24 protein-coding genes and 1 pseudogene are annotated in these 21,288 nt (G+C 62.7%); 3 read left to right on the forward strand and 22 right to left on the reverse strand.

What is annotated here, in order from left to right:
• Positions 1–4: 4 nt before the first annotated feature.
• The 3 genes from AC3ARF_RS09840 to AC3ARF_RS09850 form a co-directional block, all read right to left on the reverse strand.
• Positions 5–418 carry a hypothetical protein gene (locus AC3ARF_RS09840; RefSeq protein ID WP_498927473.1) on the reverse strand — a complete coding sequence of 138 codons (414 nt, stop codon included), beginning with the start codon at positions 416–418 and terminating at the stop codon, positions 5–7.
• A gap of 76 nt (positions 419–494) precedes the next feature.
• Positions 495–968 carry a hypothetical protein gene (locus tag AC3ARF_RS09845; protein WP_498927475.1) on the reverse strand — a complete coding sequence of 158 codons (474 nt, stop codon included), beginning with the start codon at positions 966–968 and terminating at the stop codon, positions 495–497.
• The gene (locus AC3ARF_RS09850; protein WP_498927476.1) at positions 965–1,360 is read right to left on the reverse strand and encodes a hypothetical protein; all 396 of its coding nucleotides are present in this window, start codon (positions 1,358–1,360) and stop codon (positions 965–967) included. Before AC3ARF_RS09850 ends, AC3ARF_RS09845 begins: the two co-directional genes overlap by 4 nt.
• Positions 1,361–1,547: 187 nt before the next feature.
• Between AC3ARF_RS09850 and AC3ARF_RS09855 the strand changes: the two genes are divergently transcribed.
• Positions 1,548–2,078 carry a type 4 pilus major pilin gene (locus AC3ARF_RS09855; protein ID WP_498927478.1) on the forward strand — a complete coding sequence of 177 codons (531 nt, stop codon included), beginning with the start codon at positions 1,548–1,550 and terminating at the stop codon, positions 2,076–2,078.
• 131 nt (positions 2,079–2,209) lie between these two features.
• Here the strand turns inward: AC3ARF_RS09855 and AC3ARF_RS09860 are convergent, their stop codons facing one another.
• The 11 genes from AC3ARF_RS09860 to AC3ARF_RS09910 all read right to left on the reverse strand — a co-directional run bounded on the left by AC3ARF_RS09860 (position 2,210) and on the right by AC3ARF_RS09910 (position 11,494).
• Positions 2,210–2,695, reverse strand: coding sequence for a JAB domain-containing protein (locus AC3ARF_RS09860; protein ID WP_498927479.1), 486 nt, complete (start codon positions 2,693–2,695; stop codon positions 2,210–2,212).
• Between the two features lie 210 nt (positions 2,696–2,905).
• A complete protein-coding gene (locus tag AC3ARF_RS09865; protein ID WP_498927481.1) occupies positions 2,906–3,511 on the reverse strand; it encodes a DUF5710 domain-containing protein in 606 nt (201 codons plus the stop codon).
• 89 nt (positions 3,512–3,600) lie between these two features.
• Positions 3,601–4,017, reverse strand: a complete 417-nt coding sequence (locus AC3ARF_RS09870) for a GIY-YIG nuclease family protein (RefSeq protein WP_498927483.1) — start codon at positions 4,015–4,017, stop codon at positions 3,601–3,603.
• 36 nt (positions 4,018–4,053) lie between these two features.
• Positions 4,054–4,653, reverse strand: a complete 600-nt coding sequence (locus tag AC3ARF_RS09875; RefSeq protein WP_498927485.1) for an ankyrin repeat domain-containing protein — start codon at positions 4,651–4,653, stop codon at positions 4,054–4,056.
• A gap of 93 nt (positions 4,654–4,746) precedes the next feature.
• Positions 4,747–5,355, reverse strand: a complete 609-nt coding sequence (locus tag AC3ARF_RS09880; RefSeq protein WP_498927487.1) for an ankyrin repeat domain-containing protein — start codon at positions 5,353–5,355, stop codon at positions 4,747–4,749.
• A gap of 117 nt (positions 5,356–5,472) precedes the next feature.
• Complete coding sequence (locus AC3ARF_RS09885; protein ID WP_498927489.1) at positions 5,473–5,829, reverse strand: hypothetical protein; 357 nt, start codon at positions 5,827–5,829, stop codon at positions 5,473–5,475.
• Entirely contained in the window at positions 5,826–7,553 is a 1,728-nt protein-coding gene (locus AC3ARF_RS09890; protein ID WP_498927491.1) for a phage/plasmid primase, P4 family, read from the reverse strand. Before AC3ARF_RS09890 ends, AC3ARF_RS09885 begins: the two co-directional genes overlap by 4 nt.
• 58 nt (positions 7,554–7,611) lie before the next feature.
• Positions 7,612–7,803, reverse strand: a complete 192-nt coding sequence (locus AC3ARF_RS09895) for a hypothetical protein (RefSeq protein ID WP_498927493.1) — start codon at positions 7,801–7,803, stop codon at positions 7,612–7,614.
• Between the two features lie 556 nt (positions 7,804–8,359).
• Complete coding sequence (locus AC3ARF_RS09900; RefSeq protein WP_498927495.1) at positions 8,360–9,088, reverse strand: hypothetical protein; 729 nt, start codon at positions 9,086–9,088, stop codon at positions 8,360–8,362.
• Positions 9,085–9,597 (reverse strand): hypothetical protein, encoded by a 513-nt coding sequence (locus AC3ARF_RS09905; RefSeq protein ID WP_498927497.1) that lies wholly within the window; start codon positions 9,595–9,597, stop codon positions 9,085–9,087. Before AC3ARF_RS09905 ends, AC3ARF_RS09900 begins: the two co-directional genes overlap by 4 nt.
• Positions 9,566–11,494 (reverse strand): integrase arm-type DNA-binding domain-containing protein, encoded by a 1,929-nt coding sequence (locus tag AC3ARF_RS09910; RefSeq protein WP_498927499.1) that lies wholly within the window; start codon positions 11,492–11,494, stop codon positions 9,566–9,568. The genes AC3ARF_RS09905 and AC3ARF_RS09910 overlap by 32 nt, the downstream gene beginning before the upstream one ends.
• A gap of 215 nt (positions 11,495–11,709) precedes the next feature.
• Here AC3ARF_RS09910 and mutS point away from each other — a divergent pair, with 215 nt between their 5' ends.
• Positions 11,710–14,322, forward strand: a complete 2,613-nt coding sequence (mutS, locus tag AC3ARF_RS09915) for a DNA mismatch repair protein MutS (RefSeq protein ID WP_498927501.1) — start codon at positions 11,710–11,712, stop codon at positions 14,320–14,322.
• 83 nt (positions 14,323–14,405) lie between these two features.
• Here the strand turns inward: mutS and AC3ARF_RS09920 are convergent, their stop codons facing one another.
• On the reverse strand, positions 14,406–15,392 hold the full coding sequence (locus AC3ARF_RS09920) for a methyltransferase (protein ID WP_498927503.1): 987 nt from the start codon (positions 15,390–15,392) through the stop codon (positions 14,406–14,408).
• A gap of 179 nt (positions 15,393–15,571) precedes the next feature.
• Here AC3ARF_RS09920 and AC3ARF_RS09925 point away from each other — a divergent pair, with 179 nt between their 5' ends.
• The gene (locus tag AC3ARF_RS09925; RefSeq protein ID WP_498927505.1) at positions 15,572–16,180 is read left to right on the forward strand and encodes a DUF937 domain-containing protein; all 609 of its coding nucleotides are present in this window, start codon (positions 15,572–15,574) and stop codon (positions 16,178–16,180) included.
• Between the two features lie 43 nt (positions 16,181–16,223).
• On the opposite strand, the gene AC3ARF_RS09930 is transcribed toward AC3ARF_RS09925, so the two are convergent.
• The 7 genes and pseudogenes from AC3ARF_RS09930 to AC3ARF_RS09960 form a co-directional block, all read right to left on the reverse strand.
• Entirely contained in the window at positions 16,224–16,634 is a 411-nt protein-coding gene (locus AC3ARF_RS09930; RefSeq protein WP_498927507.1) for an RNA-binding S4 domain-containing protein, read from the reverse strand.
• A gap of 146 nt (positions 16,635–16,780) precedes the next feature.
• Positions 16,781–17,188, reverse strand: a complete 408-nt coding sequence (gene rplS, locus AC3ARF_RS09935; protein ID WP_498927509.1) for a 50S ribosomal protein L19 — start codon at positions 17,186–17,188, stop codon at positions 16,781–16,783.
• Positions 17,189–17,452: 264 nt separating this feature from the next.
• Positions 17,453–18,175: pseudogene (gene trmD, locus AC3ARF_RS09940) on the reverse strand (tRNA (guanosine(37)-N1)-methyltransferase TrmD); the annotation flags it as partial.
• Between the two features lie 4 nt (positions 18,176–18,179).
• A complete protein-coding gene (gene rimM / locus AC3ARF_RS09945; protein WP_498931828.1) occupies positions 18,180–18,695 on the reverse strand; it encodes a ribosome maturation factor RimM in 516 nt (171 codons plus the stop codon).
• A gap of 34 nt (positions 18,696–18,729) precedes the next feature.
• Positions 18,730–18,987 (reverse strand): 30S ribosomal protein S16, encoded by a 258-nt coding sequence (gene rpsP, locus AC3ARF_RS09950; RefSeq protein WP_498927511.1) that lies wholly within the window; start codon positions 18,985–18,987, stop codon positions 18,730–18,732.
• Positions 18,988–19,113: 126 nt separating this feature from the next.
• Complete coding sequence (locus tag AC3ARF_RS09955; RefSeq protein ID WP_498927513.1) at positions 19,114–20,136, reverse strand: M48 family metallopeptidase; 1,023 nt, start codon at positions 20,134–20,136, stop codon at positions 19,114–19,116.
• Positions 20,133–21,218: a YjgN family protein gene (locus tag AC3ARF_RS09960; RefSeq protein ID WP_498927515.1), complete on the reverse strand. Its 1,086-nt coding sequence runs from the start codon at positions 21,216–21,218 to the stop codon at positions 20,133–20,135. Before AC3ARF_RS09960 ends, AC3ARF_RS09955 begins: the two co-directional genes overlap by 4 nt.
• Positions 21,219–21,288 lie beyond the last annotated feature (70 nt).

Consider the following 21,288-nt stretch of genomic DNA (forward strand, 5'->3'; position numbering starts at 1 on the left):
GCGGTCAGCGATAGGAGCTGTCGTGAAGCGGGGAGACAATGTTCTCGTCGGCAATGCTTCCCGCATACACGTGGGTGCTGACACTCGAGAGGGGGAAATGCACACCAAGGTCGTCCATCGCCTTCCAGATCTCGTGCTTCTCCGTAAAAAGCTTCCTCTGCTTCTTCTTGGCGTCAGATTTAGCTGCCCAGCCAAAAATAAGCCCTAGGAGCAACAGCCCACCGACGGCATTGGGCAGGCCTGGCTTGTCCAGCACCTCCCGGACCAACCCCCAGATCAAGCCCGCCACGCTGCCCCAGTGCACCCATTGCAAGAGCAGCACTTGCCGATCGATATCCGGAATCTCCTTGGCAAGCTCCCGATACCGGACATAGGAAGATTGGATTAGATACTTGTGTTCAAGCGGCAAGTAGGCCATGGATCAACGTCTTTCAATCAAACGGGGTTCCTGCCCGGGATTTTTCAGGAACACGCGTCATGACGCAACCGTCTAGCTAAACCGTGTGGATGCGTTGTCCATAAGCCCCTGAGCTGGATACCAGATCCCAATCGACGCTGCCCCTGCCCTCCATTACATTCGCCATCCGCGCCGCCAACTCCACATACTGGGCCAGATCTCCGAGCGGCTGAAACTTGGCGCCGGGGTAGGCCCGGCTTGCAACGGTGAGCGCATCGGCTGCCTTCTCCGAGCGCACATTGACCAGGCCCACCGGCTTTCCGTCTTCGATGACAACGAAGAGATACTGCTTGCCGTGCCGCTGCATCGCGGACCAGTGGTAGAGGCGCCTCGCGGTCCTGAACCGTTGGATGCTAACCATTAGCTCGCGGCCATTTGCGGCGAGCATGAGATCAGGGAAGAACGTGTGGATGGCGTCGATGCCGACCTGGCCTTCTTCGGCTGAGACGAGAAGGCTTTCCCAAGGGTGGTTGCGGTCGGGCCATACGGCGAAGAGGGTGGAGGGGCTCATGGGCGCACCTCTTCGACCTCGTGCACCCCGTAAGGGATAACGACTTGGACGGGCAACTTGTAGTTGGGTTGCAGGCAACTTGCGGAAAGCTTCACTGAACGGTTGGCGTTAATCCTGCCGTTCCGTATGGCCCTGTCCTCTACCTCCTGATCGTCGCTATCAATGGCCTGGATGGTAAACAGAGCCGCATCGGCGGCGCGGGTCATAGCTTCGTGCGCAGTTGCCATGCATTCCTTGCTCCCCGTGGCCTTGGCCCAGACGCGCGCCGAGTTCGCCATGAGGAAGGCTTGCTTGGAAGCAAGCTTCATGGTGCCCAGGTCATAAACGGCCTCGTCAGCGATGGCCGGTGAGGCAAATAGAAGCGCGGCGATCGCGATGCAGGTGTATCTCATGAGTGGATTTCCGTGGGGGATACACCACGTCTACCTCGCCAGCCGCTCGCGTCAACGTAGCCGTTTTGCTTGACAGCGTGGATTACCTCCATAACGTCGGTAGGCAGTTCGGAAACTTGGAGTTCATGCACTCCCTTGCCTGACCAGCAGGCCGAGCGGCGATTTCTTTCCGCCATTTGGAGTTGTCATGAAAACCTATCAACAGAGGGGCTTCTCCCTCGTCGAAGTGCTGCTGGTGCTCGGGATCATCGCGATCCTTGCTATTGCTGCCTTCATCATCTATCCGCAAGTCATGTCGAGCTCTCGGGCTAACACGGAGCAATCGAACATCATGAGCATCACCGCTGCGACCAAGAACCTCTACCAGGGGCGCTATGGGGCGGCAGGCACCGACCTGCTTCCGATCGTCAACCAGGCTCGCGGCATCCCAAACTCAATGAACGGTGGGGACTTTTCAGGCACGGCCGTCATCACCAGTTCGTGGGGTGGTGGCGTTGCGCTTGAAACCGTTGCAGGTGGAGGTGGCGGCACGGCGTTCGCGCTCACCTATGAGGCGATGCCCTTCGATATCTGCCAGAAGCTCATTCCCGGCGTGCTGTCGAACTTCGACACGGTTGTGGTTGGCGCTACTTCGCTTACAAAGACTAGCGTGCCTGCCGATGTCATCGGTGCCTGCGGCACCAGTGGCACGAAAGATGTAGTGCTTACAACGACGTAATCAGAGTGCAGAAAAAGGCGAAGCCCGGCGGGCTCCACGCGCCGAGCTTCATGCTGTCCACCTAACGGAGTGGAAAATGGACTGCACATTGACAGTAGCCAAGGAACGGCTCGTGTCAACGTAAGGATGGGCTAGACCCATCCCCTCGCCGCCATCGACGTCCAGCCGTCAGCACCGACAACGAAGTGGTCGAGCACTCGGCAATCGATCAGTGCCAAAGCTTGCTTCAAGCGTGCCGTTACCGCCCTGTCCGCCGCACTCGGCTCGGTGTTATGCGACGGGTGGTTGTGGGCCAGGATGCAGGCAGCTGCGCCGTGCTTCAATGCGGCCTTCAAAATTTCCCTCGGATGAATCTCTGCGCCGTCGAGCGAGCCAATCGAATGCGTTTCCACTGCGATTACTTGATGGCGCGAACTGAGGTAGGCCACCTCGAAGCGCTCGTGATCGAGGCCCGCCAGCCGCACCTGGAAGAGCTTACCGGCGTCCTGCGGGTCAGAGATCTTCGGTCCATCGAGCAGCCGACGCTTCAAGACATCGGCGGCAGCCGCCAGCAGGTCTTCCTCGGTCATCGGATTGCTCAGGCGATAGACGCCCTGGTTGTCGCGTGCGTAGCCCATCGCTTTCTCCCAATCGCGCCGCCGTGGCGCTCGTGGGGTGGAATGGCAGGGCCGCTCGGGATGGGATGCACCGCAGGTTGGAATGAGGCCAGTGGCCCGCAGGGTCTAACGGCGAGCCGATTGGAAAACCCCTTGGGTTGCAGCCACAGACAGGCCCGCACGCTCCCCCGACGAGAGCGCCCGGCGCCACGGGAGAATTGGGCTTGCGACTTAGGGGCCCTCGACCCAATCCGTCCAACTGGACCAGCTGGGGCTGCCTTCCGCGGTGACAGGCTGATGGAACCACTGAACCGAAAGACGCGCGGCTTCCTGCGGCGACTGGGGGAAGAAGGCGCTACCGGGCTCGGAGAGGAACCATGCGCCCTGCAAGGCATTGCAGTGCTCGCAGTGGGCCGCGAGATAGACCTGATCGCGGGTCTTGCTATGGCCGGGGCGCATCCACGGCGCCGCATCTGTAAACACCTTTCGCGTGGCCGGATCCAGCGCCAGGATGGCGGACAGAACGGCGTCTTGGCGCTCGTCGAGCTCGTTGCCGTCCTCGTCCTCTTCGGTGTAGCCACGCAGGAGCAGCGTGGAGGCACGGGTCTGCTTCTTGCACTTCCAGCAGGCAACGGTGCCGGTCAGCAGTGCGAAGCGCTCGGCCCTTAGCGTGCCCTCCCCGCCAGAGGCCAGAGGCAGATCGGCGGGGAACCACTGCGCGAAAGCTGACTCGTCGAGCCCATCGGGCACGAACCATTGCCGCGCGGCTGCGTCCCATTTGGCCCCGAGGGCCTTGGCTTGGTCTTTCTCGTCGAAGGGAACTTGGAGGAGCTTCATGGGATCAGTATCGGCAGGAATGGCGGTGCGTCAACGCTGGCAATAATGGATCGCAGGGTATGAGACGTGGCAAGTGATATCACCTGATATCAGCGGATCAGGTGCAGCAGGAGCAAGAGTGCTGCGCCCGCCAGCCACGGCCACCACCGGAGCTTGCGCTTGTGCTCGGCGGGCCATTTGAGCGTTGAGGCAATCCGCAGTCTATGGCGGTCCATGCGCTGCCTCGGATCAATCTCGAAGATGTCGTGGCCGTCCTGGGCCTTACAGAGGACCCGGAAGCCCTCCCGCCCAGCACGGTAACGCCAGGCGTATTCGTATTCCTCAGCGTCAGCGCGGGTTCCGATCAAGGAGCCGAGCGGCACCATCTTGAACGGCCAGGACCAATCGCGTTCGTGCTCTCGATTGCGACGCCGAAGATCGATCGACTGGCCGATGTAGACCCGCTTGTGGTCGAACATCAAGGCGTAGAGGTAGCGCTTGCGGGGGGTGTATTTCTCTCTCGACATCTCCAACGTGTAGTTGGAGATCCTCTCGCGTCAACGTCAGAGGCGGCGCGCTTTGGAGGCGACGGGAGCTTGATCGTGGTTCATGCCGGCGAGCATGGAGCGAGGGTCGCGGGAGAGGATGGAGGGCGTAGCCTCGGAGAGCCTTCGGGCTTGACCCGCCGCCATATTCGCTTCAAACCAATCTGATTGACCGGCTTTGTAAGCGAGCTCCCGCGGCGTGGATAGATCCTTTTCAACTTCGCCGTCAGACCCTGTTGGTTCCAGGGACCAATATTGATCTCGGTATTCGCCATCGTATGTTTCTCGAACATACACCTTAGAGGTAGCCTCAGGATCCGCTCCTATACATGCCAGGGCATAGACCGCTTCACTATTCTCATTTTCGACTGACGCATACAAGGGCGTTCGCCCGTAGTAATCCCGTGCATTTGGATCGGCGCCGCCATCTACAAGGGCCTGAAATACTTCAACGGTCTGCTCGTTCCCACCGTTGAGCATCAGCTCATGAACCAACTCATGCAGCATTTGCCCCCTCGGATCGGCTCCGTTCGAGATCAGGGATCGACATTCTCCGACTTCGCCACGCCTCGCTGCCTGGAATAGATCGTCATCGATTTTTCGAACAAAATGGAACATAGCTCAACCTCCATAAATGGCTTAGGAAACCGCCAAATAGGCGTTGAACATTGATCTAACGATAGGCTAAGGCCCGGGCCGCGCGCGTCAACGTTATAGGCGGCGCGCCTTGGATGCGACTGGAGCTTGATCGTGGTTCATGCCGGCGAGCATGGAGCGAGGGTCGCGGGAGAGGATGTCTGGCGTTGCTTCGGAGAGCTTTCGCGCCTGAACTTCCGCGCGCATCACGTCCTCCGTCGTCCGCCCCTTGGCGACGTTCCACGGCGTAACGCCTTCAAGGTCCCGAATCGACGGATCCGCGCCATTCTGGATAAGCAAACGGGTCGTGTCGTCGCGTTGTCGGCTCTCCGCAGAGTAATGAAGCGCCGATCGGCCGAAATCATCCACGGCATCCACCGTTGCGCCAGCGTCGATCAACTTTTGGGCAATCGTGGCTTGGTTGTTGAATGCGGCAAAATGAAGTGCCGAAGCGTCATGTTCGTTGGACAGATTTACATTTGCCCCACGTGCAATCAGCAGATCAACGATCTGCTCGTGCCCTCTACCCGACGCGACAATCAACGCTGTCTCGCAGGTTTCATTTGGAGTTGAGTCCACATTGAACCCACGGTCGAGGAAGGCTTCCACCGCCTGCAAATCGCCGCTGGCGGTATCGGATAACCAGCGGTGGATTTCATCATTAGTCGGAAAGCGCTTCGTCATGGTTTCAGGATCACTAATAAGTGTGGTTTGGCGCTTGATGGAGCGCGGTTGTGTGCATGACGGAGAAACGGATGGAGATACACCACAATTACCACCGAAGCCGTGCGCGTCAACGTTTTAGAGCCTGCGAGAAGTGGCAGTGCGAGATAAATCGAGTGTTGCCGCGGCCAGAGCGTCGAAAGCGACATTGAACTGAGCTTTAAAGATGAAGTCCCGCACCTTCGGCGAAGCGGTTTTCCAAGCAGTTCTCCCCTTGTTGTCCAGCTGATCGGGGTCGGCCCCATTTTGGATCAGGAGCTCGACCATCTCGTAGGTCTCGGCACATTGGAGCGGCGTCCATCCGAACCAATCGAAGGCTGACAGATCGGCACCCGCCCGAATGAGGTCGAAGGCGCGACAACAATCGTCGATAGCAATGGCATGGAACAGCTGGGTTTCGAGGCTGGGGTAGTCGGGAGTCTCATCGTTGATCATGCAGCCTCCCAGCTGGCAGTAACGGGATCGGGCACCTGATTGTTGAAGACCTGCTCGATTTCCTTCTCCACACGCTTCTGCTTGGCCTGGACCTTGGCAGCCTGCATCGCCGTAACCCCAGGAACATCATTGAACCTCATGGAAACGAAGCGCCGCACCTTCTTTTCCTTGTCGCAGGTCATTTGCCTCGTGTCGTAGGGCGTGTTTTGGAACTTCGCCTTGACCTGCTCCCAGAACTTCTGATCCGAGCACTGCTTGTTGCCACGCTTTACGCAGAACTTAACGAAGGCCTCGTAGACATCGTCCTTCTTCGTCCAGTGGGTCTCGGTGACTGTCGCTTCCTCTTCATCAAGGAACGCCAACACGGGATTGGTCTGCAAAGCGACCTTCGCCGCAAGCGCCTTGACCGCATCCGGTGCCGGAGGCAGCGCGCCACGCTGCACCAGCCGAACTGCCCCTTCAAGCATCCAATCCATCAAACCCGACATTTCCGCCGGGTTGCCGGTGATGAGCAAGTGGTAATCGGTAATGCGGCGCGGATCTCCGTCCGGCATGCGGAACTGAAAAGGGATATACAGGAGACGGCGCTGCATGCCGTAGGTGTGGTCCTGGAAAGTGATGACGTGGTTGGTCAGAAGCCATGCGGTAATCCGGGCAACGATGGTCACGCGATCCTTGTATTTGCGGTTAAGCGGCACCGGATCCCACGACGAGAGGGCCTTCAAGCGGTTGGCCGTGTTGTCGTCGATGTGCTTCGGGCATTCCGAGCAGGTGGCGATCCGAGCTCCGAGAAAGTTCGAAATGCCGTATTGATCCGAGAGCTCGGACATGTTGAATGAGGCCGTGCGCGGACCCGGATGCAGCGCCCTCAACAGGTGGTTGAAAGTCGATTTGCCGTTGGACCCGTCGCCATAGAGAACGAAAATCTTCTCGTAGCAGACCGGGAGGAAGGTCGAGGCCAAGCATTCCTGCGCCAGCGCGCGGACAGCAGGATCGGGGAAAAAAGTCAGGATGTAGCGTCCGAAGTAGCTCTCCGGATCCAACGGGCGCGGAGTGTAGGTGCCATCCTGCTTCACCCGATCCCAATCGAAGTCGGCCGGGATGCAGCTCGTCAGCCCGTCCTCCTTGTTCGGCCTCTTGGCGGTGATAGTGCCCGTCTTGGTATCGATGGAAAGATAAGCGCCTTGCACACCCAGCACCACCGCCTCCGCGATAGGCGACTGGATCAGGGTCTTGTTGTAATCGAGCAGCATGCCGGCGCGGGAGGTATCGACCATCTTCTCGGCCTTGTCCTTGCTGTATTTTTCAGGGCGATGCTCACGGAGCCAGCCGAGTGCGTGATGGATCGAACGCTCGTCCGGCTGGGGCTGCCAAAAGCAGGCGCCCTTCTTGTCTTGGGTCCAGCGGTAAAACGAGTTGTCAAACCCGTTCTCGACCTCGCCACCAATGCGCAAGTCGTCGTCGGCCTCAAGCTCCCACTGATACAGGAGCTCTTCGCTCTGCTTGGCCTCAGCCTCGACCACGAGCACGAAACCAGCCTTGAGCGCTTTCTTGACCTCCGCCCGCGTCGCACTCTCGGTGTAGACCGGAGAGGACGTATGCAGGTATTCCTGCCCGTTGATCACAGGCCGGAACGCACGTCGCATCTCTACAACCTGATCCAACGGATCCACGTTGACAGTTGCCGATTTTTGCCCGATGGTAGTTGTAGACATGTGCCCCATGTCGCGTCTCCCTAGAATGATGTGCCCCAGACCCCACCCTGCCAGGTGGGGTTTTCTTTTAGATCGATACCGCTTCTTTCTCTGCCAACTGGAAGATGGCGTGACGCGCCACATGCGCCTTACTCGCACGGTGCTTCTTCGCCAGCGCAGCTAGAAGTTCCAGAAACGCTTCGTCGCATGCGAACTGGAAGAACTTCTCTTTCGTCTCTTTCGCGGTGTTGTTCTTCTGCTCATGCTGCTCGGTATTCATGAAGTCTTCCTGCGTTGTTGAGGAACACTTCCAGCAAAGCAAAAGATCGCCACCCGTCAACGTCCAAACATCGATTTTCTTGATCTCATTTCACTTCACGGGCAGACGTGAAAGCCCGTGAAAGCTAAAGCGTTGATACGTATGAACTTCACGGGCTTTCACGACTTAACGGGCTAAATAAAGAAACCTACGCGCGAGAATTGAATTTCCGGAGGACTGGGCCTTCGATGCCCCCCGTATTACTCAAGCTATGAAAATTGTTCAAACTGGCCGTTAAGTCGTGAAAGGGCGTGAAGTGGAAACAACTCACTGATACGGCTAGATTTTTCGTGAGCGCTCCCTTCACGGGCTTTCACGTCCACCCGTGAACTAGGCCGCTTGCGCGGTTGAGAGCACGGAAATCAGCCGAGCCACATGCGTCTTGGTGAACTCTTTCACTGTCATCTCCGATATCCACCACCGCGGCAGATTTCGAGCGTAGGGTCTCGCGCCCCCTACCCGGACATACCGGGGGAGCCCCTTTGACAGGTTGGAAAAGGTGTGATCCGGCGACGGATCAGAAGCGGATGGGCTCGCCCTTACCGATGGCCGCGCCGGTCTTTCGCTGCAAGTCGGCCGCGACTTGGTTCTTGTCAAAGGCTGCCAGTTGCTTCTCAGCGAGCTTGGTCATTCGGACCAAGTAGCGGCGGTAGTGCTTGGCCCAGATCGCGCGCATGGGCTCGCTTTGCCAAGGCTGAGATAGGGCGTCATCAAGCCGAAGGATGCGGATCTCACCGCCCGACTCAGCAACGGCGGCCACGTGGTCTTTCGATATACCGCACACCAGTCCATCGCACACGACAACGCCCGTTGCCTTATCCATCAGATAGGGATGCCAGGTGCTCGGATCCCGCCCCCAGTCCGGATCCCGCATCGCCTTGAACTCTTCGGGGTGTTTCTTTTCAATGCAGGCGAGCACCCACTGATCGATTGAGCCCTTTCTGGCTTGCTTGACCTTGTCCTTAAACGGATAGAGGGGGTGCTTGGATCGGGGCTTCCAAGTGTCCGGACCCCATCCGGTGTAGAACTGCGCGATGCCAATCGTCATCACGTAGTCGGCGTCCTGCTCGTCGAGGATCGCGAGCATGTCGCCCATCCCTCGCTTGGTCGTCAGCATGGCGCTTCGCTGGACTTCGAGGGCCCGCGTCGCGTGCCCTGCGGTTGCCGCCTTTATGGCTGCATCGAAGTAGGTCTTTACCGCTTGTTCAAAGCCTGCCTCCATGGCGAGCGAACGATTGGTCGTCATAGCCTGCCGCCGCTCCCCTTCTCTCCTCCGCCCACCTCGCCCGTCGTTTCCCGCAGCAGGTCGCGCTGCCGGAACGTCTCGACGAGCGTCTCGGTCTCCTCGACGAGCGTGCGCAGCGTGTCGGCGTAGATCCGCGCCCAGGCCTCGTATTCGTCCGCAATGGCCCAATCCATGCGCAAGGCCCCATCCAGACTGAACACGTCATAAGCATCTGCGTCGATCGCCGCGCGATAGGCACCCTCCTCCATTGTGAGCAGGTGCCCGAGAACCACCCCTTCGGCAACGGCCCAGGGCTGAGGAGCCATGAGGTCGGCCAGCGTTGCAAAAGTGAGCGGCATGCGCATCTGCAGGCGTTCCAGCGCCTCGGCAGTGTCCCGGCAACGGCGCAGGAGCGTTTCAGCGTGTAGGACTGCGATCTGAGCTTTGGCGCGCTTCTCGGCAGCCGCCCGGCGCTCGGCCAGGTCGGCTTTGACTGTCTCAGGTTTGCGCGTATTTCGTGCGACGGACATTCCCGGGCCGGATCGTTGGCAGTTCCAAGGGCGGATCGTCCTTCTCGTCCAAGGCTGGCCGGTCAGGTCCCCTGAGACTATTCCAGACGCGAGGGCTACTGCCAATGATTTCGTCCTCGCACACCGCCATCATCCGCCGAAGTTCCGGCCAGTCCTGCTGGCTGTAGCGCTCGGTAACCTTCGCGATACGCTTGCCATTGTCCTTATCGTCCACCGTATCGGGGTGGTGGTTGAGTAGCTGACTGACCTTATGCCCCGGCAGGAGCTTAGCCGCCACGCGGGCCAGGGTCCGCCGTAGATCGTGAGGCGTCAGGTTGATGTCGACCCCCTTCTCAGGGTTGAACAGCCCGGCATCGAGCCGGATGTTTTCAAGCATGGCTTTGCTGTCGGTGTGGTGCCCGCTCTTGGAGCTTTGATTACGTGCCGGAAAGACCCAGCGGGCGGTTGCCGCCAGGAGGTATTCCATCTGCGCGATGTCTTTCTCGGTTCGAGCGATAGGGTATGGGCCGGCCTGTCGGCGCTTTTGGTCGGCTAGGGTCTTCTTGGCCGCGTTGATCCGCAACGGAAGGTCTTTCATTTCCAGTTCGCGTGTCTTCCAGCGCCAGCGCAAAATCCTCTCGGCGAAGTAGGAGACGGGCAACAGCTGGAACTCCCCCGATTTGGTGTCGTGGAAGAAGACTTGCGAGCCCCGAAAACCGGTAACCGGGTTGATGGCCTGGTCGTTGACAACACCCTCCTTTTCCGGGGTGAGCCACACCCAGGACGCGAGGTTGAGTTCAAGCTCGTCCTTGGAACAATTTTCGAACCACCGGACCGCGGAGCTTTCGCCTCGTCGAGCGCCCCAAAGCAGCGTGAGTAAGAGATAGTCCACGCCGGTTGCGTTGTTGCCACCTTGAAGCGCTCGCCGCCCCACGAGGGCTTTGAGCACGGCCGGCAAGGTCTGCTGGCCCGTTTGGGCGTCGTCCATGCCCAGGGGGTTTCGCACCTTGGCCTGCTCGTAGTGTTTATTGAGCTCTGAGTTGCTACGAAACATCTCCTTCTCGTTCAGGACTTCGAACGGGTTGTAGACCAGTGCGGGCTGACGGTCGGTTTGCGCAGCAAGTTTGCGGGCTTGACTGAGTGCCATATCCACCGCTCGACGGGCATCGCCCATGGTGTATTCCGTCGCGGCCAGACCCGCGCTCTTAGCCAGCGCGGCCTGCTTGGCCGGCAGCCCCAGTTTGACCAGTGCTGCCAAGTCGAGCTTCCACCACTCCTTCTGACCCTCCAGCAGCGTCTTGATCTGCGGAGATAGCCGGTTGGAGAGCATCATTGAGGAGTGGCGAAGGGCATACCAGGCGTCCACCACGTCCTTATCGCGAAGAGTGGCAATCTCCTTGTCGGCCAACTTGACCTTTTCCCGGGCCAGCCGCTCCAAGGACAGTTCGACCGCTCGGACGCTGCTTGCCTTGACCTTGCCTTCAACGCGCTTGTCTTCCAGATCGGCGATGTAGTCCTTCATCGCTTCCCTGACGGTCTTGCGCTTCATGGCCTGCTGGGCGCTGGTGATCCTTACGCGTTCGCGCGGATCCTCGCCCGTCTGGCGAATGTGGGCCCGCTGGGCGCTGGCAAGCGCGTGGGCCGTCGCCAGGGAAAGATCATTGACCGACCCGAGGCTGATCCTCTTCGCGGCCTTGTTGTGCTTAATCCGGACCTCGTAGAAAGCCCCCTGGGGCCCGACATAGAAACCGAACCCAATCGGCGCTCCAGGAGTGCCGTCGCGGAAGCGGTAAGGCTTCCCGTCCTTGTTCTCGACCAAGATCGCCTTGCCGCTTTCGCTATGGCTCGGGCGCCTGCCCACGTCGAGTTCGCGCAACTGCGCTTGGGTCAGGCGATACTTCTGTTCTTTGGTGCCCATATCGCAGCCCTCTATGGCCTTATGGACACCCACCCGCATAAGCCTCGGGACTTTGTGGACGCCATATGGACACTCTGCCACGCCAAGAGGCAGGATTTCAAGCACCACTGCCGCCCGAAGTGATTCACCTAAATGCGTTTAAACCCCTAGTTTTCCTGCTTCTTTCTTGTCACGAACACTCTAAATAGCCGTTTTACTGAGAAGAACTCGCCTTAATGTCAGACACACCAGCAACTTCAAGCGCTTCCAAGGGAGCCACTGAGCATACCCCGCTGATGAAACAGTTCTTCGCGGCGAAGTCCGAGCACCCCGACGTGCTCCTGTTCTTCCGTATGGGCGACTTCTACGAACTGTTCTACGACGATGCACGCAAGGCCGCGCGGCTGCTGGACATCACCCTGACCCAGCGCGGCAGTTCCGCGGGGCAGCCGATACCAATGGCCGGCGTGCCGCACCATGCGGCGGAGGGTTACCTCGCGCGGCTGGTGGCGTTGGGTGAATCGGTGGCGATCTGCGAGCAGATCGGGGATCCGGCGCTGGCCAAGGGCATCGTCGAGCGCAAGGTGGTGCGCATCGTCACGCCCGGCACGGTGACCGACGAGGCCCTGCTCAACGAGCGGCGCGACACCCTGCTGCTGGCGATCGCGCGTGGAAAGACTGGTTACGGCCTGGCCTGGGCCGACCTTGCCGGCGGCCGGTTCCTCGTCAACGAAGTAGCCAGCGAGGACGCACTGGAAGCCGAGCTGGCACGACTGGAACCGGCCGAAACGCTGGTGGCGGATGAGGAGGGCTGGCCGGACTTCGTCGAGACCCGACTGGGCATGCGCCGCCGGCCGCCGTGGCTGTTCGATTCCGACAGCGGCCGCCGGCAGCTCCTGCGATTCTTCAACCTGCACGATTTGACCGGCTTCGGGCTGGAGGACAAGCCGCTGTCGGTCGCGGCTGCCGCCGCACTGTTGGGCTACGTCGAGGAGACGCAGAAACAGCGCCTGCCGCACCTGACCTCCATTGCGGTGGAGTCGGGAGACGGCGCCATCGCGATGAATGCCGCCACCCGCCGCCACCTCGAGTTGGACAGCCGCGTGGACGGCGACAGCAAGCACACGCTGCTGGGCGTGCTGGACACCACCATCACGCCCATGGGCGGGCGCCTGCTGCGGCGTTGGCTGCACCGGCCGTTGCGCGAACAGTCGCTGCTGCGCCAGCGCCACCACGCGGTGGCCACGCTCGTGGAGTCACGGGCGGGCGACACGCTGCGCGACGAATTCCGCGCCATCGGCGACCTTGAACGCATCCTCTCGCGCATCGCGTTACGCAGCGCGCGGCCGCGTGACCTCTCCACCCTGCGTGATGGCCTGGCCATGCTGCCGGCTCTGCGCGCGCAACTGGCACCTCTTGATTCTCCGCTTCTGGCCGCTCTTGCCACCGAACTGGGCGAACACGACGAGCAGGCCTACCTGCTGCGCGGCGCCATCGTGCCGCACCCCCCCGTGCTTGCCCGCGACGGCGGCGTGTTTGCCGAGGGCTACGACCACGAACTGGACGAACTTCGGCGTCTCTCCACCCACGCCGACCAGTTCCTGGTGGACCTGGAGGCGCGCGAGCGCGAGGCCAGCGGCATTCCCACCCTCAAGGTGGGCTACAACCGTGTCCACGGCTACTACATCGAGATCAGCAAGGCGCAGGCGGAAAGGGCGCCGACGCATTACACGCGTCGCCAGACCCTGGCCAATGCCGAACGCTACATCACCGAGGAGCTCAAGCAGTTCGAGGACAAGGTGCTGTCCGCGCGGGAGCGCTCGCTGGCGCGCGAACGGCTGCTGTACGAAGGCATCCTCGACGTGCTCAACGCCTGCCTTGAGCCCCTCAAGCGCTGTGCCGGCGCGTTGGCGGAGCTCGACGTGCTGGTGTGCTTTGCCCAGCGCGCGCAGTCGCTGGACTGGTCGCAACCGCAGCTCAGCACCGACCCCGGGTTGCGCATCGAACGCGGGCGCCACCCGGTGGTCGAGGCCGTGCGCAAGGACCCCTTCGAGCCCAACGACCTGGTGTTGGGCGACAGCGACGCCCTTGGTCGTCGGCGCATGCTGGTCATCACCGGCCCGAACATGGGCGGCAAGAGCACCTACATGCGCCAGAACGCGCTGATCGTGCTGCTGGCGCACATCGGCAGCTTCGTGCCGGCATCGCGTGCCGAAATCGGCCCGATCGACCGCATCCTGACCCGCATCGGTGCCGGCGACGACCTCGCCCGCGGCCAGTCCACCTTCATGGTGGAGATGAGCGAGACCAGCTACATCCTGCATCACGCCACCGACCAGTCGTTGGTGCTGATGGATGAGATCGGCCGCGGTACTTCCACCTACGATGGTCTGGCCCTGGCGGAGGCCTGTGCGCGCCACCTCGCGCAGGCCAATCGCGCTTACACGCTGTTCGCCACGCACTACTTCGAGCTGACCACCCTGGCGGAGCCGGGCAGTGGCATCGCCAACGTGCACCTGGATGCCGTGGAACACGGTGACCAGCTGGTGTTCATGCATGCCGTGAAGGAAGGACCCGCCGACCGCAGTTTCGGCCTGCAGGTGGCCGCCCTCGCCGGCCTGCCTAAGGCGGTGGTGAAGCAGGCGCGCGGCCGGCTGGCCGAACTGGAGCGGCAGAACCGGGATGCCCCGGCGCCGTCCATGAGCGCGCCCGCACTGGACCAGCCGCAGCAGTTTGGCCTGTTCGCACCGAATTCCGCAGCGCTGGATGCACTGGCGTCCATTGACCCGGACGACCTGACACCGAAACAGGCGCTGGAAGCGTTGTACCGGTTGAAAGCGCTGGCCTGAGGTGTGCTGACGCCGCCACGGTCAGAAGCGTTGGCCGCGAGTCCGGAGCCCAGACTCCCCGCCGCGATGGAGGTGAGGCACACTCATCGTGCCACCGCCTCCAGGATCGACACGCCACCGTGGGTGTCCACGGTCCGCAGCAGTTGGAAGCCCGCGCTGCGCAGCAGGTAGGCATACTCGTTTGCGGTTCGTTGGCGGCCGCCCACCAGGGCGAGCATGTGAATGTCCAGCATGCGCGCCGGATCCGGGCCCGGCACGTCGGGGATCAGCGCCTCGATCAGCAGCAGCTTCGCCGCCGGCGGGGCCGCGCGCCGCACCGACTTCAGGATCGCCAGCGCCTCGTCCTCGTCCCAGTCATGGACCACCTCCATCAGCAGGTAGGCATCGCAACTGGGCAGCGGATCGATGAAGAAGTCGCCCCCTTGGCAGGCCATGCGGGGTGCGGGCTCAACCGTGGCCACCACATGCGGCAGGTCAAACAGGATGCCCTTGGCCTCGGGGCAGGCCTGCAACACCGCGCGCAACAGGTGACCGCTGCCTCCACCGATGTCGCCGATCAATGCGAATGCCCGGAAGTCATAGGCGGCCAGCACGGCCGCCACCTGCCCGCGGGCCTTGGCCGCCATCGCGGCATTGAAGATGGCCGCAGCCTCCGGCGTATGCGACAACCAGCTCCACAGGCCTTCGGGGTACAACAACTCAGTTGACGGCTCTCCGGTGCGCACCGAATGCCCGAAGACCCCATATGCGTCCCAGAACAGCGGCAGGCCGAACAGGCGCACGAACGCGCGCATCGAATCCGGATGGTCCTCCCGCAACAGGCGCGACGCGGCCGTGTGCCGGAAGCGGCCTTGGTGCAGCTCGAACACACCGTGGGCCGCGAGCAGGCGCAGCACTCGGCCCAAGGCGTCGCGATGGGCGCCAACCGCCGTTGCCAGCGTACCGGCATCCCTGGGCTGCTCACCAAGCGCGTCCGCCACACCCAACTCCGCTACAACGTGGAGGCAGCGCGCCACACAGTAGCCACCGGCCATCTGCTGCAACATCCCGAGCGGACCGCAATCTGCCATGGGGCCACCGTTGTTGTTGACTGCCAATCCGGGCATCCGGTAGTCGTAAACCTTGATAACAGCGACGCCAAACTGTCATCCGGGCGGCCAACAGCCCCCGAGCGGCGGCGCCGACAGCCGTCACGATGACCGCAGCGCCCAAGGGCTAGGATGGGGTTTCACCCCCAAGGAAGACCACGATGAGCACCTCTCTCGCCAACGACCTTCTCAGCCAACTACAGGGCCAGCCGATCGAGCAGATCGGCCAGCAACTGGGCCTTCCGCAGGCGCAGGCCTCGGGCGCGGTCGCCGCAGCGCTCCCACTGCTGCTGGGCGCGCTGGGCCGGAACGCCAGCCAGCCCGCGGGAGCCGAATCCCTGTTCGGCGCGTTGGAGCGCGACCATGCGGGCAGCAGCGACCTGGGCGGTCTACTGGGCTCGGTGCTGGGCGGCGGCGGACAGGGGGACCAGATCCTCGGCCACATCTTCGGAGCCCGCCAGCAGGGCGCGGCCCAGGGTCTTGGCGCCGCGACCGGACTGCAGGGCGACAAGGCCAACATGTTGCTGAAGGTCCTGGCGCCGATCGTCATGGCGTACCTCGCCAAGCGCATGCTCGGCCAGGGTCAGGCCGCCACCCGATCGCCGCAGGGCCTGGGGAGCATCCTGGGAGAGGAAGAGCAGCAGATTCGCCAGCAAGGCGGCGTGGGCGGCGGCCTGCTCGGCGCGGTCCTGGACCAGGATGGCGACGGCCAGTTGGGCTTGGGCGACCTGCTCAAGCTCGGCGGCGGCATGCTGGGCGGCAAGCGCTGAGCGGCGATGCTCCACCGGGCGGTCGGTTGGCCGCCTCGCCCGCTCACATCGCGTCGATGTCGCCGAGCGCGCGGATCAGACGCCGTGCGCGCTTGTCCGGCTTCGACTCCGGTGCGCGGTAACCATTACGCTCGGCGATGCGCAATGCGCGCGCCTGCTCACGCTGCAGGCGCGAGGCCTCGGTTTCCGCAAACAGCAGCTGGGCCGCGCTGGCCGGGCCGCGCGTATCGCTAAGATCGCGAACCTCGACGATGAATACTTCCTCCCCGCGACTGACCCTGAGCGCGTCACCCACGCGTACGGCGCGCGAAGGCTTGGCCCGCTGTCCGCCAACCTCGACCTTGCCGGTCTCGATGGCGTGCTTGGCAAGCGCGCGCGTCTTGAAGAAGCGTGCCGCCCACAACCAGAGGTCCAGGCGGACGGTGTCGGCGGCGGAAGCGATGTCGTGGTTCACGGGCACGAGATGGTGACGATGGCGCCAGTATCAAACCGTTGCAGCTAGCGCGCAAAGCGTCCGTTCACCCTCCCAGCGGGATCGGGGAAACGAAACGAAAACGGCCGCCCTGGGGCGGCCGTTCGCTGCGCGATGGAACGCGCGGATTACTTGGCGGCAGCGGCGGCAGCAGCGGCCTTGGCCTTGGCGTTGCCGGCCAGGTCTTCCTTGATGCGCGCCTTCTTGCCTTCCAGGCCACGCAGGTAGTACAGCTTGCCGGCGCGGACCTTACCACGGCGCTTGACCTCGACCGAGTCGATGGTCGGGCTGTGGGTCTGGAACACGCGCTCGACGCCGAAGCCGTGCGAGATCTTGCGCACGGTGAACGACGAGTTCAGGCCGGCGTTCTTGATGGCGATGACCACGCCCTCGTAAGCCTGCACGCGCTCACGGTTGCCTTCCTTCACCTTGACGTTGACGACAACGGTGTCGCCCTGGGCGAAGTCGGGCAGCTTGCGCTGGATCTGTTCGGCTTCAAAGGTCTGCAGCAGCGTGTGGATCGAGGGCTTGTTCATGGTCCGGCCTGTTGGATTCGTTGTAGCGCGAGTGCACGTGGACCCGCGTCTGGCATGTGGATGGAGCTTTTGGATGGAGCAAGGGTGTAGCTAAGCCGCGCATTATAGCGGCGTTTTCCTTTTGCTGGCTAGTAGTTAGCCGGCGGGCGGCGTATCTGGAGTTGGACTGGGCGTGGCGAGCGAAGCGGTGCCGGAAGCAGCGTCTGCCCCAACCCCAGTCTCAGCAGCGTTCGAGACACCTTCCGCGCCCGCTCGATGGGCCACGCGGAAGGCCTCCAGCAGCTTGCGGTCCGCTTTGGACAGGGTGGTCTGGTCCAGCAGGTCCGGGCGGCGCAACCAGGTCCGCCCCAGCGACTGCTGGCGGCGCCACTTGGCTATCTCGGCGTGGTTGCCCGAGAGCAGGACCGGCGGCACGTTGCCCAGCGGATGCTCCACCGGGCGGGTGTAATGCGGGCAGTCCAGCAGGCCGTCCTCGAAGCTGTCCTGCACCGCCGACTCGGCGTCGTTCAGGGCGCCCTCCTGCAGCCGGGCCACCGCGTCCAGCACCACCGCCGCCGCCAGCTCCCCGCCGGAAAGCACGTAGTCGCCGATCGAGATCTCCTCGTCGACTTCGGCCTGCAGGAAGCGCTCGTCCACGCCTTCGTAGCGCCCGCAGACCAGCACCAGCCGCGGCTGCGCGGCCAGTTCGCGGACCTTCGCCTGGGTCAGCGGCGCGCCCTGCGGGCTCATGTAGACGACGCGAGCGGGCGCGGGATCGGCCGCGCGCACGTCTGCCAGGCAGGCGCGCAGCGGCTCGATCATCATCACCATGCCGGGGCCGCCGCCGAAGGGGCGGTCGTCCACCCGGCGGTAGTTGCCCTCGGCGTAATCGCGCGGGTTCCAGCCATGCACCGACAGCAGGCCACGCTCCCCTGCCCGCCCGACCACGCCAACGGCGGCGCACTGGGCGACGAACTCGGGAAACAGGCTGATGATGTCGAAGCGCATGGCTTCAGAAATCCGGATCCCAGTCGACGCTGATCACGCCTGCATCGAAATCGATGCCGGTGACGTACCGCGGCTGTACGAACGGAATCATGCGTTCGCGCTCGTCGTCGCGAACGACAAGCACGTCGTTGGCCCCTGTCGCAAACAAGTGCGAGACGGTGCCCAGTTCGACACCCTCGGCGTTGACCACCCGCAGGCCTTCCAGATCGACCCAGTAGTACTCGCCCGGCTTGGGCGGGGGCAACGCGGAGCGAGGAGCATAGATCTCGGTGCCGCGCAGCGCCTCGGCGGCGTCGCGGTCGGCCACGCCCGGGACCTGGGCCAGCACATGCTTGCCCGTGTCACGGCCACGGATGCCGGACACGACATCCTGTGTGCCCTGCGGAGAGCGCAGGATCCAGGGCTGGTAGCGGAAGATGGTGTCGCGGGGCTCGGTCCAGGACTCGATTTTCACGTCCCCACGTAAACCAAGGGCGCCAATCATCCTGCCCAGCAGGATGTGGCGCCCGGGTTCTTTCATCGCCATGGCTACGCGCTCGGGCGCAGCCAGGGGATCAGGCCGAGGCCGCGGCCTTGGCCGCTTCCTTGTACAGCACGGCGACCTTGTCGGTCAGCTGCGCGCCGTTGGCGATCCAATGCTTGACGCGCTCGACGTTCAGCTCGACGCGCTTCTCGTTGCCCAGGGCAACGGGGTTGTAGAAACCGACGCGCTCGATGTTGCGGCCATCACGGGCGCTGCGGCTGTCGGTAACGATGATGTGGTAGAACGGACGCTTCTTGGCGCCGCCGCGGGTCAGTCGAATCTTGACCATGAGGTTGCTCTCTGTGTTGCCCAGCTGCCGGGATGGCAGGGTAAGCCGGCGATTATAGTGGAATTTGCGGCAGTGCGGCAACGCGCCGCTGTGCCCCCATCAGGGGACCGACCGAGCCTCCCCCGGTTAGTGGGCCGCTGATTCGGCTGCCGCGATGCGCTCGGGGCTAGGTGGATGGCTGGATAGGTAACCGATCGCGCCATGCTCCAGATCCTTCGCCACGTCTTTGCTCAGCCTGCGCATGACGTCCGCGAAGGCCTGCGGCGACTGGCCCCTACGCTTGAGCAGGGAGAAGGCATAGGTATCGGCCTCCCGCTCATGCGACCGTGAGAATCCATTGCTCAGCAGGGTGGCGGGTATCGAAACCGCCAGTGAAGAGCCGGAGGCGTCCCCAAACAGTACGCCCGCCAACAGGAAGACCGACGAGCTCTCAAGCGCCGCGCGCATCCCATGGCGATGGACGTGGTGGCCGGCCTCGTGCGCCAGCACCGCCATCACCTCGGCATCATTGCCAGCCAACGCCACGAGGGCATCGGTCATGTAGATGCGTCCATCCGGCAGGGCGAACGCGTTCGGGCCAATTCCCGGAGCGTGGGCAAAATGAAGCCCCATTTCGCCAGCGCGCGGTTCGCGAGCGACCAGTCGCGAGAACGCCGCCCGGAGCTCGCGCTGCCGCGCTTCGGGTAATCGGGAGGGCTCCAGGTGCATTCGCTCCAGCAGCGCCACGACTTGGTCACTTGCGTGCCGTTCCACGGCACGTGGCATCCGCACCGCGGCTACCTTGGCGACTGCGGGCAAACCGAACTGGACAAAACCCACGGTGAGCGCCAGCACCACCGTGGCCGCGACCACGATGGCCGCACGACGACGTTCAAGCCAGTCGGCAAAGCCCTCGATCCAGCCACTACCGCCTGGAAACCATTGGTCCAGCAAGGGGGAATCTGGGCATTCAACCTGCCCATGCCCAACACGACGCAACACCCGCGGCGTGCGCCCCAGCCGTGGCGAGATGGATGTCTCCGAGACCGGCCACAACATCGAATCGCCATCGGCCAGCTCAACTTGCAGCATTGCATCGACCAGCCGGACCCGGACGGGCCGGATCCGGCTGGAGCGGCCGTCGGACCAGCGCCCTTCCACTTCGCTCACAGGCCCAGATCCAACCCGGCGTCGAGAGCGTCGACCAGTTCCGCACCGGCAGCGCCCGCACGACTCTCGGAGGCCGCGACGAACTCATCCATTTCACCGCTGGCCACCAGCGTGAAGTGGTCGGCACGGTAACGGGCCAACCGCACCATCGCCCACGGCACTGCCAGGCCGACGGTGAACAGGATCACGAACAGGTTGGAGGCGTAGATCCACAGCAGATCGCGCACGCGAAGCGTGCTGACGAACTTGTGCGGCCCCAAGCGGGTGTTGTTCCACATGAGGTTGGTATAGCGCACGCGCATCGAGACGATGAGGGCGAAGAAGGCCAGGTAGAACCCCAGCAGGGCCGCTACGAAACCCATGCCCATGGCCTGTTTGCCCACCAGGCCACTATCGGAAAGCATGCCTGTGACGACCGTCATCAGGATCGCGCCGCCAACCACGAAACCGGCCACCACCAGATAGGGACCGTAGTACTGCCCCGTCGTGCCTTGAAAGCTGAAGCGCTTGACGCCGTAGCGGTGACCCTCCACCACGAATTCATGCTGGCGGCGCTTCATGGCCGGGTAGAGCAACGAGAGCGTCAGGCCGCTGATCCAGGCCCACAGCATGAAGGGGCCATAGGCCTCGGGGGCGCCGTTGTCGAAACGGAACATCAATCCCCGCCATGCCGAGTTGCGCGCGCGGAACCGCAGGCTCCACGTGATGAGCGCCGGCATAAGGGCGCCAACACCCACGATGAGCAGCAGGTACAAACCTGGGGAAAACCGCGAACTGAGGACGAGTGCGATGACTACCGCGTAGGCGATCAGCCGGCCCTTGAGGATGGCGATGGGTGACGCAAGGTATTCGAATGTCGCACCTGCCAACGAAGTGTTGGCGTAGAAATAGCGCTCCGTGCGCACTTTTGCCCACGCCGAATAGATGCCCAGCGTGATGATGCTGAGCAGCAGGTTGACGAACCAGATCCCGAAATACTCGCCAGCGCGACCGCTGAACTGGGCGGTATGTCGCTCGATGGTGGGCGCCTCCGCAGGCGCAAAGAAATCACCGGCCGGTGCGGCCGGAATGGTGTCAAGCATGAAATCCCCCTGGAAGCCGACCGGGTCGGCGTTCACTCCCTGAAGTACAGCACCTTCTGCCCGGCTCCCC

It is taken from the genome of Lysobacter sp. KACC 24251, assembly GCF_057747755.1.